The sequence below is a fragment of the Dankookia sp. GCM10030260 genome, assembly GCF_042666655.1.
GTDB lineage: Bacteria > Pseudomonadota > Alphaproteobacteria > Acetobacterales > Acetobacteraceae > Paracraurococcus.
Genome location: NZ_JBHTDE010000012.1, coordinates 73,175 through 88,683, shown reverse-complemented (window position 1 = coordinate 88,683; position 15,509 = coordinate 73,175). Strand labels below are relative to the sequence as shown.

The following is a 15,509-nucleotide window of genomic DNA, read 5'->3' as shown; positions in this document are numbered from 1 at the left end:
CGCCACGCGGCTTGCTTGCATCAAAGGAGGATCCAGCATGTCCCTGTCCGTCGAGCAATTCGCCAAGCAGTGCCGCGAGGCCCTGGTCGCCGAGCCCGGCCCAGCCGGCCGCGTCCATGTGGTCGAGCTGGTGCAGGCGGCGCTGAAGGATCCCGGCTTCGTCGCCGACGCGCTGCCCGAGGGCACGCCGGAGCGCAAGGTGCTCTACGAGGACCCCGATCTCGGCTTCACCATCCTGGCGCATGCCTACAAGGGCGCGAAGACCAGTAGCCCGCACGACCATGGCCCGTCCTGGGCGATCTATGGCCAGGCGGAAGGCGAGACGGTGATGACCGACTACGACTGCCTGGCCCGGCCCGAGGGCGACCAGCCCGGCCGTGCGAAGCGTACCCAGGATTATGTCCTGAAGCCCGGCGATGCCTACCTGTACGAACCCGGTGTGCTGCATTCCCCCCGCCGCGACGGCGCGACCCGCCTGCTGCGGATCGAGGGGCTGAACATGGACAAGGTGAAGCGCCAGCCCTACGTCGCGGTCGAATAGGCCGTCGGCTCCGCCTGCTGCCGGCCGCCGCCGCGCAGCAGGGCCAGGCCGACCAGCAGGGCGGGCAGGCCGCAGACGACGAAGCCGAGCCCGTGGCTGCCGGTCAGGCTGAGGCAGGCGGCATAGGCCAGCGGCAGCAGGAAGGCGCCGACCTGGCCGAAGGACAGCACGCCGCCGGTCGCCGCCCCGCGCCTTCCCGGCGGCGCCAGCCGGGACGCCTCGGCCAGCAGCACCCCGTGCCAGGACATCGCGGTCGCGCTGAGTGCCGCGGCGGTCAGGCCGACCAGCAGCATCGACCACTCCGCCCCGAAGGCGCCCAGCAGCACCGTGCTGGCCGCCATCCCCAGCGCCAGCCCGGCCATCACCACGCGCGGTGGCAGCAGCACGCTGCCGAGCCAGCCCCAGAGGATGCGCCCGGGCACCGCCACCAGCATCGCCGCCGAGAAGATGCCGCCGGCCGAGGCGAGGTCCTGGCCCTGTTCCACCAGGAAGATGATGAAGTAGGAGGTGAAGACGGTCTGCAGCCCGTTGAAGGCGAAGCAGGCCATCGCCAGGGTCCGCAGCACCGGCGTGCCGGTCACGCTCTTCAGCGTCGTCCAGAAATCCGACATGCGGAAACGCTGGGACAGGATCCGGTCGGAGTCGAATTCGTGGCGCAGTGGCTCCAGCATCAGGGCGAAGCCCAGGCAGGCGATGCCGGCGACCAGCAGCGTCATCCGCCAGCCGGTCCAGCCGGCCAGCGCCGGGCCCAACAGCCCGGCCAGCAGCAGCCCGGCCGGCACCGCGGTCTGCTTCAAGGAAAAGACCAGCGGCGCATAGCGCGGCGGCGAATAGCGCCCGAGCAGGTGCGAACTGGCCGGCGTGGAGACCGCCGCGCCGCCGCCGCCGATGATGGCCGAGAGGATGAAGAACAGGATCAGCCCGCTGGCCCCGGCCGCCAAGCCGAAGGCCAGCATGACCAGCGCCACCTGGCTCAGCCGCAGCGCGCCGTAGCGCAGGATGAAGCTGCCGCAGCCAAGCTGGAAGCCGAGCGAGGCGAGCGCCGCGAGGCTGACATAGATGCCGTACCAGGCCGGGTCGAGCGCGAGTTCCTCGATCACCTCGGGCGCCACCACCGAGGGCAGGCCGCGGCCGACCGAGGCGAAGGTCTGCTGCGCGAACATGGCGCCGAGCGCCAGCAGCAGCAGCCTCAGCGGACGGTCGAGCCGGAGCACGCCTGGATCAGGCGCTGCAGCGCACCAGCTTGCCGGGCAGCGCGCCGGTCGCCTCGCCATGCCGGTAGGTGACGGCGCCGCCGACGATGGTGGCGTCGTAGCCGCGCGCCGTCTGCATCAGCCGCCGCCCGCCGCCCGGCAGGTCGTAGCGCATCCCCGGCCGGTCCAACGCCAGCGCCTCCCAGTCGATGACGTTGATGTCGGCGCGCAGCCCGGGCTTCAGCAGGCCGCGGTCGTGCAGCCCGGCGGCGCGGGCGGTGTCGCTGGTCTGCCGGCGGATCAGCTCCTCCACCGGCAGGCCGCGCTGCTTGCCCCAATAGGTCAGCAGGAAGCTCGGGAAGCTGCCGTCGGAGATGAAGCCGACATGCGCGCCACCGTCCGAGAGGCCGACGATGGTGTTGGGGTGACGCAGCAACTCCGCACTGGCATCGACGGTATAGTCGGCATAGTTGGTCAGGGCGCAGAAGATGAAGCTCTGGCCCTCATCGGCCAGCAGCATGTCGTAGGCGACCTCCTCCGCGCGGCGGCCTTCGCGGGCGGCCTGGGCGCCGATGCTGCTCTCCTGCGGCGGGGTGTAGTCGGGCGGGTCGCCGAAGGGGAACATGCGGTCGAAGGACAGCCGCCCCAGCAGCGGGAAATTGCTGCCGGCGAAGCGGTCCTCGGCCAGGATGCGGGCGCGGGTCTCGGGGTCGCGCATCGCGGCGACCCGCTGGTCGACCGGCAGATGGGCGATCGCCTTGTAGCTGGGCGCGCCGCTGAACGGGTTCTGGCTGCCGAGCAGCCCCATCAGGATGCCGATCGGCCGCGGCGGGAAGACCGGGCGGATCCGCACGCCCTCGCTCGCCGCCTTGTTGGACAGCGCCAGCAGCTCCTTCCACACCTCGGTGCGGTCGTGCCGCTGCGTCAGGGAGAAGACCGCCGGCCGGCCGCTACGTTCCACCACGCGGCGGATCAGGCCGAATTCGGTCGCCGGGTCGGGCTGGTTGAAGTCGGAGACGAATTCCATGAAGCCGCGGCCGACGGCGCGCAGCCCGTCGGCGATGCCGGACAGCTCCTCCTCCTGCGCCCGCAGGGTCGGGGTGAAGTCGCCCTTCAGGGTCTTGTGGCTGATGGTGCGGGAGGTGCTGAAGCCGAAGGCGCCGGCCTCGACCGCCTCGGCGACCAGGCGGCGCATCTCGGCGATGTCGCCTTGGTTGGCGGATTCCAGCGCCAGCGCCCGCTCGCCCATGACGTAGACCCGGACGGCGGCATGCGGGACCAGGGCGCAGATGTCGATGTCGCGCGGCTTGGCGTCCAGTACCGCCAGGTATTCGGCGAAGCTCTCCCACTTGAAGTCGAGGCCCTGGGCGAGGACGGGGGCGGGGATGTCCTCGACGCCCTCCATCAGCTCGATCAGCTTGTCCTCGGTGCCCGGGCGGACGGGCGCGAAGCCGACGCCGCAATTGCCCATCACCGCGGTGGTGACGCCGTGGATGGCCGAGGGAGCGAGATGGCTGTCCCACACCGCCTGGCCGTCGTAATGGGTGTGGATATCGACGAAGCCTGGGGTGACGAGGCGGCCGGTCGCGTCGATCTCCCGCGTCCCGCGCGGCAGGTCCTCGCCGATGGCGCGGATCACCCCGTCCTTGATGGAGACATCCGCGGGCCGGGCGGGGGCGCCGCTGCCGTCGATGACGGTGCCGCCGCGGATCACCAGGTCGTCCATGGTCCGTTTCCCTTTGCCTGTTGGGTAGCAGGCTAGGCTTTTTCGGATGGGGTTCCAAGCCCGGCGATGGGGGGGTAGCGTCCGCGCCCCAATCCCGAGGAAGCCCACCATGAAGCTCGCCGCGCTCGATGGCGCCTTCGATACGCTGCTGGTCCAGGAACCGGCCGAGCACATCCTGCAGGTGACGCTGAACCGGCCGGACCGGGCGAATGCCTTCACCAGCCAGATGGGCCGCGAGATCATCGCGGTCTTCCAGGCGCTGGAAGCCACCCCCGGCGCCTATCGCTGCGTGGTGCTGACCGGCGCCGGCGAACGCGCCTTCTGCGCCGGGGCCGACCTGAAGGAGCGGAACGGCATGACCGATGCCGATTTCTCCGCCCAGCACTACCTGTTCGAGCGCATGGCCCGCGCCGTGCTGGCCTGCCCAGCGCCGCTGCTCGGCGCCATCAACGGCGCCGCCTTCGCCGGCGGTCTCGAGCTCGCGCTGTGCTGCGACTTCGCCTATGCGGCCGAGACCGCGCGCTTCGCCCTGACCGAGGTGACGCTGGGGATCATGCCGGGCGCCGGCGGCACGCAGAACCTGCCGCGGACGATCGGCGAGCGGCGGGCGAAGGAGGTGATCCTGACCGGGCGGCCCTTCTCGGCGGCCGATGCGCTGGCTTGGGGCATGGTGAACAAGCTCTACCCGGCCGCCGAGCTGCTGCCGGCGGTGCTGGAGACGGCGAAGGCCATCGCCGCCAACGCGCCGCTGAGCGTGCGGCAGGCGAAGAAGTCGATCACCCAGGGCCTGCAGATGGACCGCGCCAGCGGCATGCTGTTCGAGATCGAGGCCTACTACCAGCTGATCCCGACCGAGGACCGGATCGAGGGCATCAAGGCCTTCAACGAGAAGCGCAAGCCGGACTTCAAGGGGCGCTGACGTCCCACGCCCGACATCGCAAAGGGGCCGCACCGACCTGCGGCCCCCCGACAGGGCGCGACCCGGACGAAGTGCCTCAGTCCGGCACGGCCGTCATCTCGTAGCCCACCGGCACCAGCCCGCCGGTCAGCCCGAGCGCACTGCGCAACTGCCCCAGCATGCCCAGCGCCGCATCGCCCAGCTCCTCCTCCGGCCCGGCGACGTCCTCGACCGTCGCCATGGCCCGACGGCGGTCGGCCAGCTTCGGCAGCAGCTTCGGCAGGGCCGCCAGCGCCTCGGCCGGCGCCATGCTGGCGATCACCGTCTGCTCGCGGATCAGCGCCTGGCGGGCGCTCGCGGTCATCTCGCTGAACGGCGCCTCGTTCTGCATCAGCGCGTTCGACCGGGCGAGGCGCGAACGCCGCACCCCGCCGCGCGCCGCGGCCAGCAGGATCATCATCCGCACCACCGCTTCGGCGTAGCCGCCGGCGGCGATGCGCGACAGCGCCTGGCGGACCTCCGGCGCATCGGCCAGCGAGGCGGCGGAGGGCGCCTCCTCCGGCGTCTCGCCGCCGGCCACGCCGACCGCGGCCAGCGCGCCATAGACGCCGTGGAAGGCGATCTCGGTCCAGGCGTCGCGCCAGTCGCGCCAGGTGTCCAGGCTGCGCTCCACGCCCTCGGCCCAGAGCTGCTCCCAGGCGAGGAAGGGATTGCCCGGCTTGGCCGGCCGGCGGTTCTGCTTGACCTGGGCGGCCAGGCCCGGGACGGCCGCCATCATCGGGTTCTTGTCGCTGACCAGGGTCCGGCGGAGGCGCAGCGGGTGCATCTGCCGGCGCTTCTCGGCCGACTCCTCGGTGGCCATCTGCCGCACCACGGGGGCGAGGAAGAGGTCGTAAATCGACTGGTTCAGCGCCGAGATCTTGGCGACCGCCGGGAAGGCCTCGTTCTGCGCCTCCCCGCTGCGGGCGCGGATATCGGCCATGCTGCGTTCCTTCAGCTCGACCTGCCAGGCGTTGCTGTCGGTCTCGCGGGTGATCAGCATCTCGTACAGGCCGGGCGCGACGCTATCGATGATGGTCAGCAGCTCGGCGATCTCCGAATGCTCCTTCAGCGCCACCGCGCCGGAGACGAAGATGCCGAGATGCCCGATGTCGTCGTGCATCAGGTAGACGATGGTCTGGCCGAGCGTCTTGATCTCCTGCTCGTCGCGGTAGACGTCGGCGATCCAGCGCAGCGCCTGGCCGGGCGGGGTGATGTTGTCGCCGGCCGAGGCGAAGACCACGACGGGGCTGCGCACCGCCCGCATGTTGAAGGTGGCGCCGCCGCCGGCGCTGATCTCGCCGCGGGCGAAGCGGTCGCCGATGAACAGGTTCTCGACGATCCAGCGGATCTCGTCGCGGTTCATCAGGAAGTAGCCGCCCCACCAGCGCTCGAACTCGAGGAAGCGCTCGGCTTCCGTGTCGGCCTTCTGGAACAGGTTGTAGTATTTCTTGAACCAGGTATTGGCAGGCGACAGGCTCTCGAAGTTCAGCACCAGCCCGGCGCCGTCGAACTTGCCGTTGCCGAGGTCGGCCATCAGCGCCGCTGGCCAGGAGCCACCGGCCAGGCCGCCCAGGTAGCGCATCGGGTTCCGCCCGCGCTCGCCCGCCCAGTAGGACAGCGGCGCGCCGTTCAGCACCAGCGCGCCGGTCAACTCGGGCTGCGAGGCGCCGAGCATCATCACCGCCCAGCCGCCCTGGCAATTGCCGATCACCACCGGCTTCGGCGCCTGCGGATGCGCCTCGTGCACCTTCTCGAGGAAGATGCCCTCGGCCCTCGTGATGTCGAGGATGGTCTGGCCCGGCTCCGGGTCGCGGAAGAAGATGACGAAGTAGACGGGGTGGCCACGGCGCAGCGCCACGCCGACCTGGCTGTCCGACTTGAAGCCGCCGATGCCGGCGCCGTGGCCGGCGCGCGGGTCGATGATGACGAAGGCGCGCAGCTTGGGGTCGGTCGGCGGGCAGTCCGCCGGTACCGTGATCCGCACCAGGGCGTAGTTGCAGGGCCGCGACAGGGTGCGGCCGTCGACCACCATCTCGTAGTCGAAGAACAGCACCGGCGGGCAGCCGGCCTCCTCGTGCTCGGTGAAGGTGTTGCCGGCCTGGCGCATGGTGTCCCAGAACAGGACGGCGCGCTGGGCGGCATCCACCGCATATTCGGCGACATCCTGGGCCAGCGCGGCCGGGTTGGCCGGCGCCTGCGGCAGCGTCGGCGGCACCAGGCTCGGGCGCAGGGCTTCGGCCTGCCGGCGGGTGACGTCGGCAAGGGCACGGGCCTGATCCATCACGCGGGACATCGTCTCGGCCCCGCGCAGCATGAGCTCACGGGCCGGGGGCGGAGGCATTACGGTCATTGTTCAGGCGTTCCTTCTCGCATCCCCATGCTGCACTGCAACATGATGCAGGTCCAGCCAATTGCACCGCCGGCCCGGGACCAGGGACGGCGGGAGGCGACGGCCGGTGCCGGACCGGTGCCGGTAACGCTGCCGGCGGCGGCCGGCTCCCGCCCTGTGCGCCGGCGCACCGTCCGGCAGGTCCCGCCGGCCCAAGGCTCCAGTTTGCTCAAGAATAGGAGAGCGCCCTGCCGATGGCCACCCGGTCCCGCCCGCCAGCGGCTGCCCTGCTCGCCGGCCTCGCCGGCAGCAGCGCGCCCGCCGGCGCCTGGGGCAGCGCGGGGCACCAAGCCGTCGGCCATGTCGCCGAACGCGTCCCGACCGCCGCGGCGCTGGCCGCGGTAGGCAGCCTCGTCGCCCCGGCCGGCCTGCCGCCGGGGACCTCCTGGGCGGACACGCTCCGCGCCACCCGGCGCGACACCGCGGGCTGGCATTTCGCCGATACCAAGATCGCCGCCGCCGGCCAGGTGCCGGCGGTGGACCGCCGCCATGGCGACTGCGCGATCGGTGCGCTCCCCCGGCTCGCCGCCCGCATGGCCGGCCGCGGCCTGCCCTCGGCCGAGCGGCAGGGAGCGCTGAAATCCGTGGGCATTCCGCCGGCGACCTGCCCCGGCCGCTGCATGCCTGCGATGAGAGGGGCCTGGGCGGCAAGGCGGTGAGGGTGCGGCCGGCCGGCCGCGACCAAGCTGCATGCCGTCCGGAAGCGCGCCACGGTCGCCGCGCTGGATCCGGATGCGGCGGGCACCAGGGCCCGGCTGGTCAGCACGGCGCGTGGCCTGGACCCGGCCGGCCGAAATCCGGCGGAGCTGCCGCGACGGGATCCACGCCGGGCTGGACAGCGGCTGGCTGGCGCCGGGCGGGACCGGCCGCCGCATGATCGCCCTGCCGGACGAGGGCGCCGCGCAGCATGCGGCCATCGCCGGCAACCGGCTGCCGCGGGCCGGGCTCCGTCTGGCGGCCGCGCTGAACGCCCGGTTCAAGGCGGCGTCGCAGTGGCCCGGCCTATGGCCGGATGATGTTCCAGTGCACCGTCAGGTTGACCTCGACCCCGTCCGGATCGGCGCCGGGCGGGAAGGCGGGCAGCACGGCGTTGCGGAACGGCCCCTCCAGCCCGGCATCCAGCCACACCGACCCCGAGCGCCGCACGATCCGCCAGGACTTCACCCGGCCGTCGGGCGCGACCAGCAGCTGGATGCGGTTCACCCCCTCGTCGCCCACCGCCGCGGCATTGGCGGGGTAGCGGACATTCTCGTCGAGCCAGCGGCGGAAGCCGCGGCGCCAGTCATCTCCGACGGTGGCGCCGCGGATGCTGACCTGCGGCTCCGGCTGGTTGCGGCCGATCACCGAGAGCGAGTTGAGCGAGAGGTCCATGCCCCGCCGCGCCTGGGATTGCGGCCGCTGCGAGGGGCTGGGGGCAAGCCGGGCGGCGTCCGGCAGCCACAGCCCGGGCAGCTGCTCCGAGGGCGGCGGCGCCGGCCGGGCCGGGCGCGGCGGGGCGATCACCGCCGCCTCCTGCTGCGGCCGCTCCTGGCGCGGTGCCGGCGGCGGCGGTGGCAGCGGCAGGGCCTCGGATTGCGCCGGGGGGGGCGGCGGCACCTCGGCATAGCGTGGCGCGGGCGGCGGCGGCACCGGCAGCGGCGGGGCGGCGGCCTCCGCCAGGCGGGGCGCGGCGGCCGGCCGCGAGGGCGGCGGCGCGGCCGGCTGCGGCAATGGCGGCGCGGGCGGCGGCGGCACGGCCGTCGGCGGCGGCACCTCCTGCAGCTCGGGCAGCGACGGGACCTGGGACCGCAGCGCTTCCGGCCCGGCTGGCGGCGCGGTCTCGGCGGTCAGGAATTCGATCGGGTAGCCGTCGGTGGAGCCCGGCTCGCGCGGCGGCGGCCGGGTCAGCACCGCCAGCACGATCAGCGCGAAGAACCCGCCATGCAGCAGCAGCGAGGCCAGCAGGCCCGGCCGCATCTCGCCGCGGCGCAGCCGGCGCGACCGCGGACGCATGGCGGGGTCCACCGCCAGCCGCGGCCATCGCAGGGCCGGGCGCGGCTCTCCCGCGGGCCGTGCCGGGGCCGGTGGGTCGGTGACGCTCACGCCCCTCGGTCAGCCCTGGCCGGGCTTGCCGCCGGACGCCCCGCCACCAGGCGTGAACATGCGGAACATCGCCGCCATGGCGTCGCGCATCTGGTCCGGCGATTGGGGCGCGAGCGGCATCCAGGTCTTCAGCAGGCTCTCCGGCGACAGCACGGTCACCGCGTCCAGCATCTGCTGCTGCACCTTGGCCATGACCGCATCCTGCATCGGCCGCAGGTCGGGCAGGCCGAGGAAGCGACGGGCTTCCTCCGGGGTGCACTCGATCTCGACATTGACCTTCATGGTTCGCGCGCTCCGCGCCGGTGCAGTCCAGGCCGCCATATGGACCCGCTTGCCGGTCGCTGCCAGCACCCGTCGTGCCGCCGGCCGGGGCGACGCATCACGCCTGCGCCGGAACCGCCGGGCGGGATTCAGTCCTCGCGCCGCAGGAAGATCCAGCAGCCACCGCCAGGGATGCCCTGCAGCCGCACCTCCAGCATGCGCTCCCGGTCGGCGAAGTCGCCGATCCAGGTGAAATGCGCCTGCACCCGGCCACTCGCCAGCCCTGCGGCCAGCCGGCCGCGGAAGCCGGGCTGGTCCATGCAGGGGGCGATCTCGGCGAAGAAGTCGAGGCCGACCGCCGGCCGGTCGCCATAGCCGGACAGCCTGGCCTCGGCCTGGCTGTACACCAGCACCCGCCCCGCAGCATCGAGCCGGACCGCGCCGAAGGGCAGCCGGTCGACCGCGCCGGGCGGCAGGCTCTCCACCCGGGTGGCCAGATCGGGGGCCGCGAAATCGAGCGGTTCGGTCATCGGCATGTCTCAGGCAGGCTCCGGCGTGGTATCGGAAAACAACGACGCGACCAGCAGATGCGTGGCGCGGCCGCCACGGCCGACCGGCAGCAACAGACGTTCGAACAACATCGGCGCTGTCCCGTCGAGGCTGAAATAGGCGAATTCGTAGCTCGGCGTGCCGCTCGCCAGCACGCGCCGATAGGCCCATGCGGCGCCGCCCAGCGGATCCAACGGCGTCTCCGGCATGTCTGCACCGATCCGTTCGCCGACAAGGGGCCGGCCGGCCCGACGTTCCATGTCGCCGCCGACCCTGACCAGGCGGAAGGAAGGTGGCACGCTGCCCGGCTCGACCTCGGCCAAGGCGAGGTTGTCGGCCAGGGCTTCGCTGCCGGCGACGTGGTCGAGCTCGCTCGGGCTGGGCAGGTCGCCCTGGCGGCGCCTGGCGGCCCAGGCTTCATAGAGCGGGCGCAGCGCCGCGGAGCGCAGGCTGCGTGCCAGCCGGTCGGAGGCTTCGCTCATCCGTCCCGCATCCGCGCCATGGCACCGATGGGTATCGGATCGCAGTTTCGCAGGCAGGAGAGGGTCAATGGAGCGATCGGAACCATGGTCTCCTTCCCTGTACACGATTCCGCGAGGAATGGGGACAGGGGGTCGCGCATGGGAACCGATCGGCGATGCCTGGCAGGCGTCTACGGCGCGGCGCTGAGGTGTTCCGGCGCCGCGCCGGGCGCTCAGTTCTTGATCTTGTGATCGTTGCCATGCCCGCCATGGCTGTGCTGGCCGCCCTTGCGGCCTGCTTCGGCGGCTTTCTGCCGGTCGTTGGCAAAGTTACCGGGGTTGGTGTCCTTGCCCTGATGGGTCCCGCCGGCACGGCCGGCTTCGCGGGCTTTTTCCCGGTCGTTGGCGAAGTTGCCGGGATTGTTCTTGCCGCCACCGCCACCCGAATGCTGCTGATTGGCCATGGTCGTTTCCATTCGCTTTGGTGCTTGCTGGAGCCACCGGCATGGCAGCTCCACACGTAAAACGCGCAGAGCCGCCGCCGTTTCCCGCTGGAACAAATTTTTTTGACGTTGGCAAAACGGTTGCAGCGGTGGCTGCCCACGACTGCGCGGGCGGCCGGGTTCCGGCCGCGATCGGCCGGGCCTAGTCTGCCGGTGGCCCAGCCCGGCAGGCCGCGAATTCGCGGCGACGCACAGGACGACGAGGGCGTGGCGGCCGGAACGGGAGGCGCGGATGACTGATCCGACGGTGCGGGCGATCCTCGACGAGCTTTGGCAAGGCGCCGGGCTGGCGGGCGAGGTCCCGGCCAGGCTGACCGGGGCTGAACCGGCGCTGCCGTCCTCCTTTCGCATCGGCGCGGCGGCCCAGGCCTCGATCGCTACGGCGACCGCGGCGGCGGCGGAGATCCACCGGAGGCGTGGCGGGCCGGCGCAGCAGGCCGAGGTCGGGATGCGCCATGCCGCGCTGGAATTCGGCTCGGAACGCTATCTGCGGCTCGGCGATGCGGCGGCGCCGGCGCGCTGGGACGACATCGCCGGGACCTATCGCTGCGGCGACGGCCGCTGGGTCCGGCTGCACACCAATTTCCCGCACCACCGGGCCGGCGTGCTGCGCCTGCTGGGCTGCGCGGGCAACCGCGCCGCGGTGGGCCAGGCGCTGCGCGACTGGGAGGGCTTCGCCTTCGAGCAGGCCGCCGCCGAGGCCGGCATGTGCGTCGCCGCCATGCGCAGCTTCGCGGAGTGGGACGCGCACCCGCAGGGCCGGGCGGTGGCGGGCCTGCCGCCGGTGCGGCTGGAGCGGATCGGCGAGGCGCCGCCCACCCCGCTGCCGCCTTTGGCCGCGCGCCCGCTGCAGGGCATCCGGGTGCTGGAGGCGACCCGGGTGATCGCCGGGCCGGTCTGCGGCCGGACCCTGGCCGCGCACGGCGCCGAGGTGCTGCATCTCAGCGCCGCGCACCTGCCGAGCTTCGACGACCTGCTGCCGGATACCGGCCGCGGCAAGCGCAGCGCCACGATCGACCTGCGCGACGCGGCCGGGCAGGCGGTGCTGCGCGGCCTGGTGGCGGGGACGGATGTCTTCGTCCAGGGCTACCGGCCCGGCGCGATCGCCGCGCATGGCTTCGCGCCGGAGGCACTGGCGGCGTTGCGGCCGGGGATCGTCTGCACCTCGCTCTCGGCCTATGGCGAGGTCGGCCCCTGGGGCGGCCGGCGCGGCTTCGACAGCCTGGTGCAGACCGCCAGCGGCTTCAACCATGCGGAGGCCATCGCCGCCGGCGCCGACCCGGCCGACCCCGACCCCAAGGTGCTGCCGGCCCAGGCGCTCGACCATGCCTCGGGCTTCCTGCTCGCCTTCGGCACGCTGGCGGCGTTGCTGCGCCGGGCGGCGGAGGGCGGGTCCTGGCGGGTCAGCGTCTCGCTCGCCGGCACCGGGCACTGGCTGCGGGGCCTGGGCCGGCTGGAGGGCGCCTTCGGCGTGCCGGTGCCGGGGCTGGACGACCTCGGCGACCTGCTGGAGACCGGGCCGAGCGGTTTCGGCCAGCTGACGGCGCTGCGGCATTCCGGCCGCCTGGCCGAGACGCCGCCTTACTGGGCCCTGCCGCCGGTGCCGCTGGGGACGCACGCGGCGGCCTGGGCCTGACCCTCCCGCCGATCGCGCCGGCGCCGGGCCGTCTTGCGCGGCGGCAGCCCTGGGGACCGTGCGGCGGGCCGCGGCGACCATGGCGCTGCGGCCGGCACGCCGACGGCCGCGAGGCGCGGCCCGGCATCGCCGATCCGGCATCGCCGTCCCGGCCCGCCGCCACCGCCTGGCGGAGGGGCCGGTGCCGTCAGTCCGCGGTGATCCTGGCGTCGCGCACCAGCACCTCCATCGCCGCCCGCTCCGCCTTCAGGAAGGCGGCGAAATGCGCCGGGTCGGTGCCGAGGCCGATGGCGCCCAGCGTCGCCAGCCGCTGCTGCACCCCGGCATCGGCCAGCGCCGCGCGGCAGGCGGCGTGGATCCGCGCCACCGCCTCGGCCGGCAGTCCGGCGGGGCCGTAGACCCCGTTCCATTCGGCCTGGTCGTAGCCGGGGAAGCCAAGCTCGGCGACGGTCGGCACGTCCGGCAGGGTCGCCACCCGCGCCGCGGTCGACACCGCCAGCGCCCGCAACTGCCCCTGCTGCACCAAGGCCGCGGCCGAGGCGACGGTGGCGAAGCCGAAATCGACGTCGCCGGCGAGCACCGCCTGCAGCGCCGGCCCGCCGCCGCGATAGGGCGCATGGGTCAGCTCGACCTTGGCGCGGCTGGCCAGCAGCGCGGTGGCGATGTGGTTGGAGATGGCATTGCCCGAGGAAGAGTAGCTGAGCCGCCCCGGCTCGGCCCGGGCCCGTGCCAGCAGCGCCTCCAGCGATGCCAGCCTGCTGTCGGCCTTCACCACCAGGATCAGCGGGTAGACGGTGACACGGCTGATCGGGGTGAAGGCGGTCGCGTAGTCGAAGGCGAGGTTGCGGAAGATGAAGGGCGCCACCGCCTGGTTCGCCGCGTCGACCAGCAGCGTGGTGCCGTCCGGCGCGGCGCGGGCGGCTTCCTGCGCGCCGATGGTGCCGCCGCCGCCGGGCCGGTTCTCCACCACCGCCGGCTGGCCGAGGACGCTGCCGAAGGTCGGGGCAAGCAGCCGCGCCGTGGTGTCTGCGCCGCCACCCGGGGTGAAGGGCACCACCAGCCGGACCTGGCGCGGCGGCGCCCATTGCGCGCGCGCCGGGGCGGCGGCCATCGCCGCGCCGGCGATCAGGGCGCGGCGGCCCAGGGTGATCCTGCTTGGTGTCATGTCGGCCTCCCGGTCCGCCCAGGATAGGACGCGGCGGGCGACGCGCCTATCGCCCGATCCGGCGGCGCAGCATGTCCAGCAGCATGGCGTTGAAGGTCTCCGCCGCCTCGTAGGCCACCCAATGGCCGGCGCCGGGGATGACGCCGGTCCAGGCCTCCGGCTGCACGCCGTGCAGCGCGGCGAAGCGCAATTCCAGCTCCGGCCAGGCGATCGCGTCGCGCTCCCCGTAGAGCAGCGCCACCGGGCAGCGCGCCCGCGCCACCGAGTCCCGCAGGCTGGTGCTGCTGGCGAAGCCGCGGCTGACGAAGCGGGCGTGCCGCGTGTTCCATTCCTGGATGACCAGCGCCAGCGGGTCGATATTGGCCGGGTCGGCGAACATCAGCGCGGCCAGGTTGTGGCGGTGGGCGGCGATGCGGGCCTCGCCTTCGAGGCTGCGCACCTTGGTCAGCTCGGTCACCTGCCGCCGCGGGCCGAGCGCCCCGGCGCCGACCAGGGTCACGCTGCGCAGCTCGGCCCCGGCCTGCGCCGCGACATGGCCCGAGAGCAGCGCGCCGTAGGAGAAGCCGCAGAGGTCGTAGGCGGTGCCCTCTCCCAGCACCTGGCCGATCCCGGCGCGGATGATGGCGGCGACCGGGGCGGGACTCTCGGCCGGCGGCGGCAGGGCGCTGTCGCCGAGCCCGGGGATGTCCGGGCAGACCACCATGCGCTGCCGCGCCAGCGGCGCGATGTTGCGCGCCCAGTGGCGCCAGGACCCGCTGCCGCCATGCAGCAGCACCAGCGGCGCCCCGTCACCCCAGACGTGCCAGGCCATGGTCCCGTCGCCGCAGGGGGTCTCGAGGCGTCGGGCGGCGGCCTGCAGCCGGGCGAGCATCGCCTCTGGCGCCTCGGTGGTCATCTCCGGCCCGTCCTGCATCGCATCCTGGTCCCGCTGTCCCGTCCCATGGCGGGTTTGTCGGCCGGGCGGCGCGGGCTGTCCAGCTATCGCTCCCGGTTGGTGAAGCAGGCATTCCCCAGGCCGGTGCCGATGGTCAGCACGCCCCAGCGCTTGACGTCGCCCATCCAGGGCCGCTGGCTCAGCCCCTGCACGACGGCGTCGTTGTGCACCACCACCACCGTCTCCTGCCCGTCGATCTGCGGCAGCGCGCAGCGCAGGCGCTCCGGCAGGTTGAAGCGGCTGCTTTCCCAATTGCCGGGCAGGTTCTGGGCGCCCTTGGCGATGCTGCCATCGGCCTCGATATGGCCGGGGCAGCCGACGCCGATGAAGGGCGCCAGGTGCAGCCCGCGCTTCTCCGCCTTCTTCAGCAGGTCGCCGAGCATGTCGACCAGCCGGTCGATCGCCGCCTCCCGCGCCGGCTTGTCGGCGCGGTGCTGCCAGATCTCGCTTTCCCAGATGCAGGCCTCCGACAGGTCCGCCGCCTTCTTCAGGTGCGGCCGCACCAGCCCGGCGCGGATGTTGGACCCGCCGATATCGACCGCCAGCAGCGCGTCGTGCCCCTTGAAGATCCAGGGCGGCGCGAGCTGCACCACGCCGATCATCCCCGCCTCGTCCGGGTCGTGCCGGATCGGCCGCAGGTCGAGGTCGATGTCCTCGCCCTTCAGGATCATCGCGGTGCGGCCGATCGCCAGCTCGCCCACCCGGCTGCCGCGCATGCCGCCGCCGACGACGATGCGCTCGACCTCGCGCCAGTCCTTCAGCTTCAGCAGGGCGCGGACCACGGTGGCGAGGGACTGGGCGAATTCCTCGACCACGCCATGCACCAGGCCGGCGGCCTCGGAGTCGCCCTCGGCGAGCAGGGCATCGAGTTGCTTGCGGTGGATGTCCGCGGTCGGCGCGTCGCCCAGCGGGTCGTCCTTGGCGCTGTCGCGGATGCGCCTGCGCCAATGGTCCAGCAGCGCCTTGAAGGCGCGGCTGCTGGCGCGGTCGCCGAGGAAGCCCTCGGGCGTTCGCAGCTCGGCGTTGTAGCTGTCGACGGTCACGGCCGGCAGCGTCGCCGTGCCGTGGTCCTGGAAACGGGGCGGGGCGGGATGGCCGGACGGTTCGCTCATGCGGCGCCAACGCCGGC

The 15,509-nt window shown here is 73.2% G+C and carries 15 protein-coding genes; 4 read left to right on the top strand and 11 right to left on the bottom strand.

Going from position 1 to position 15,509, the window contains the following annotated elements; translation table 11 throughout:
• Positions 1 to 37: 37 nt before the first annotated feature.
• Positions 38 to 541 (top strand): hypothetical protein, encoded by a 504-nt coding sequence (locus ACFQS7_RS25310; protein WP_380069933.1) that lies wholly within the window; start codon positions 38 to 40, stop codon positions 539 to 541.
• Here the strand turns inward: ACFQS7_RS25310 and ACFQS7_RS25305 are convergent.
• Both ACFQS7_RS25305 and ACFQS7_RS25300 read right to left on the bottom strand, forming a co-directional pair.
• Complete coding sequence (locus tag ACFQS7_RS25305) at positions 523 to 1,755, bottom strand: MFS transporter (RefSeq protein WP_380069932.1); 1,233 nt, start codon at positions 1,753 to 1,755, stop codon at positions 523 to 525. The genes ACFQS7_RS25310 and ACFQS7_RS25305 overlap by 19 nt on opposite strands.
• Positions 1,756 to 1,762: 7 nt before the next feature.
• Complete coding sequence (locus tag ACFQS7_RS25300) at positions 1,763 to 3,460, bottom strand: amidohydrolase family protein (RefSeq protein ID WP_380069931.1); 1,698 nt, start codon at positions 3,458 to 3,460, stop codon at positions 1,763 to 1,765.
• A 109-nt stretch (positions 3,461 to 3,569) separates the two neighbouring features.
• Here ACFQS7_RS25300 and ACFQS7_RS25295 point away from each other — a divergent pair, with 109 nt between their 5' ends.
• Positions 3,570 to 4,379, top strand: a complete 810-nt coding sequence (locus ACFQS7_RS25295; RefSeq protein ID WP_380069930.1) for an enoyl-CoA hydratase-related protein — start codon at positions 3,570 to 3,572, stop codon at positions 4,377 to 4,379.
• Positions 4,380 to 4,455: 76 nt separating this feature from the next.
• Here the strand turns inward: ACFQS7_RS25295 and ACFQS7_RS25290 are convergent, their stop codons facing one another.
• A complete protein-coding gene (locus tag ACFQS7_RS25290) occupies positions 4,456 to 6,741 on the bottom strand; it encodes a DUF3141 domain-containing protein (protein WP_380069929.1) in 2,286 nt (761 codons plus the stop codon).
• Positions 6,742 to 6,983: 242 nt separating this feature from the next.
• On the opposite strand from ACFQS7_RS25290, the gene ACFQS7_RS25285 reads away from it, so the two are divergent.
• Complete coding sequence (locus ACFQS7_RS25285; RefSeq protein ID WP_380069928.1) at positions 6,984 to 7,448, top strand: S1/P1 nuclease; 465 nt, start codon at positions 6,984 to 6,986, stop codon at positions 7,446 to 7,448.
• Between the two features lie 343 nt (positions 7,449 to 7,791).
• Here the strand turns inward: ACFQS7_RS25285 and ACFQS7_RS25280 are convergent, their stop codons facing one another.
• The 5 genes from ACFQS7_RS25280 to ACFQS7_RS25260 form a co-directional block, all read right to left on the bottom strand.
• Entirely contained in the window at positions 7,792 to 8,781 is a 990-nt protein-coding gene (locus tag ACFQS7_RS25280; protein ID WP_380069927.1) for a TonB family protein, read from the bottom strand.
• Positions 8,782 to 8,880: 99 nt separating this feature from the next.
• Positions 8,881 to 9,153, bottom strand: a complete 273-nt coding sequence (locus tag ACFQS7_RS25275; RefSeq protein WP_380069926.1) for a DUF6489 family protein — start codon at positions 9,151 to 9,153, stop codon at positions 8,881 to 8,883.
• Positions 9,154 to 9,281: 128 nt separating this feature from the next.
• Positions 9,282 to 9,662, bottom strand: coding sequence for a PAS domain-containing protein (locus tag ACFQS7_RS25270; protein ID WP_380069925.1), 381 nt, complete (start codon positions 9,660 to 9,662; stop codon positions 9,282 to 9,284).
• A gap of 9 nt (positions 9,663 to 9,671) precedes the next feature.
• Positions 9,672 to 10,163, bottom strand: coding sequence for a hypothetical protein (locus ACFQS7_RS25265; RefSeq protein ID WP_380069924.1), 492 nt, complete (start codon positions 10,161 to 10,163; stop codon positions 9,672 to 9,674).
• Positions 10,164 to 10,375: 212 nt separating this feature from the next.
• A complete protein-coding gene (locus tag ACFQS7_RS25260; RefSeq protein WP_380069923.1) occupies positions 10,376 to 10,606 on the bottom strand; it encodes a general stress protein in 231 nt (76 codons plus the stop codon).
• Between the two features lie 271 nt (positions 10,607 to 10,877).
• Between ACFQS7_RS25260 and ACFQS7_RS25255 the strand changes: the two genes are divergently transcribed.
• A complete protein-coding gene (locus tag ACFQS7_RS25255) occupies positions 10,878 to 12,281 on the top strand; it encodes a CoA transferase (protein WP_380069922.1) in 1,404 nt (467 codons plus the stop codon).
• Between the two features lie 187 nt (positions 12,282 to 12,468).
• Here the strand turns inward: ACFQS7_RS25255 and ACFQS7_RS25250 are convergent, their stop codons facing one another.
• The 3 genes from ACFQS7_RS25250 to ACFQS7_RS25240 all read right to left on the bottom strand — a co-directional run bounded on the left by ACFQS7_RS25250 (position 12,469) and on the right by ACFQS7_RS25240 (position 15,492).
• Positions 12,469 to 13,446, bottom strand: coding sequence for a tripartite tricarboxylate transporter substrate-binding protein (locus ACFQS7_RS25250; RefSeq protein WP_380069921.1), 978 nt, complete (start codon positions 13,444 to 13,446; stop codon positions 12,469 to 12,471).
• 46 nt (positions 13,447 to 13,492) lie between these two features.
• A complete protein-coding gene (locus ACFQS7_RS25245) occupies positions 13,493 to 14,359 on the bottom strand; it encodes an alpha/beta fold hydrolase (RefSeq protein ID WP_380069920.1) in 867 nt (288 codons plus the stop codon).
• Between the two features lie 65 nt (positions 14,360 to 14,424).
• Positions 14,425 to 15,492 (bottom strand): hypothetical protein, encoded by a 1,068-nt coding sequence (locus ACFQS7_RS25240; RefSeq protein WP_380069919.1) that lies wholly within the window; start codon positions 15,490 to 15,492, stop codon positions 14,425 to 14,427.
• Positions 15,493 to 15,509: the final 17 nt, after the last annotated feature.

Bases quoted from the DNA above. Each gene is read 5' to 3' on its own strand.
- ACFQS7_RS25280 (WP_380069927.1), bottom strand. From the start codon at position 8,781: ATGCGTCCGCGGTCGCGCCGGCTGCGCCGCGGCGAGATGCGGCCGGGC.
- ACFQS7_RS25260 (WP_380069923.1), bottom strand. From the start codon at position 10,606: ATGGCCAATCAGCAGCATTCGGGTGGCGGTGGCGGCAAGAACAATCCC.
- ACFQS7_RS25255 (WP_380069922.1), top strand. From the start codon at position 10,878: ATGACTGATCCGACGGTGCGGGCGATCCTCGACGAGCTTTGGCAAGGC.
- ACFQS7_RS25295 (WP_380069930.1), top strand. From the start codon at position 3,570: ATGAAGCTCGCCGCGCTCGATGGCGCCTTCGATACGCTGCTGGTCCAG.
- ACFQS7_RS25265 (WP_380069924.1), bottom strand. From the start codon at position 10,163: ATGAGCGAAGCCTCCGACCGGCTGGCACGCAGCCTGCGCTCCGCGGCG.
- ACFQS7_RS25275 (WP_380069926.1), bottom strand. From the start codon at position 9,153: ATGAAGGTCAATGTCGAGATCGAGTGCACCCCGGAGGAAGCCCGTCGC.
- ACFQS7_RS25310 (WP_380069933.1), top strand. From the start codon at position 38: ATGTCCCTGTCCGTCGAGCAATTCGCCAAGCAGTGCCGCGAGGCCCTG.
- ACFQS7_RS25290 (WP_380069929.1), bottom strand. From the start codon at position 6,741: ATGCCTCCGCCCCCGGCCCGTGAGCTCATGCTGCGCGGGGCCGAGACG.
- ACFQS7_RS25250 (WP_380069921.1), bottom strand. From the start codon at position 13,446: ATGACACCAAGCAGGATCACCCTGGGCCGCCGCGCCCTGATCGCCGGC.
- ACFQS7_RS25240 (WP_380069919.1), bottom strand. From the start codon at position 15,492: ATGAGCGAACCGTCCGGCCATCCCGCCCCGCCCCGTTTCCAGGACCAC.
- ACFQS7_RS25270 (WP_380069925.1), bottom strand. From the start codon at position 9,662: ATGACCGAACCGCTCGATTTCGCGGCCCCCGATCTGGCCACCCGGGTG.
- ACFQS7_RS25245 (WP_380069920.1), bottom strand. From the start codon at position 14,359: ATGCAGGACGGGCCGGAGATGACCACCGAGGCGCCAGAGGCGATGCTC.
- ACFQS7_RS25300 (WP_380069931.1), bottom strand. From the start codon at position 3,460: ATGGACGACCTGGTGATCCGCGGCGGCACCGTCATCGACGGCAGCGGC.
- ACFQS7_RS25285 (WP_380069928.1), top strand. From the start codon at position 6,984: ATGGCCACCCGGTCCCGCCCGCCAGCGGCTGCCCTGCTCGCCGGCCTC.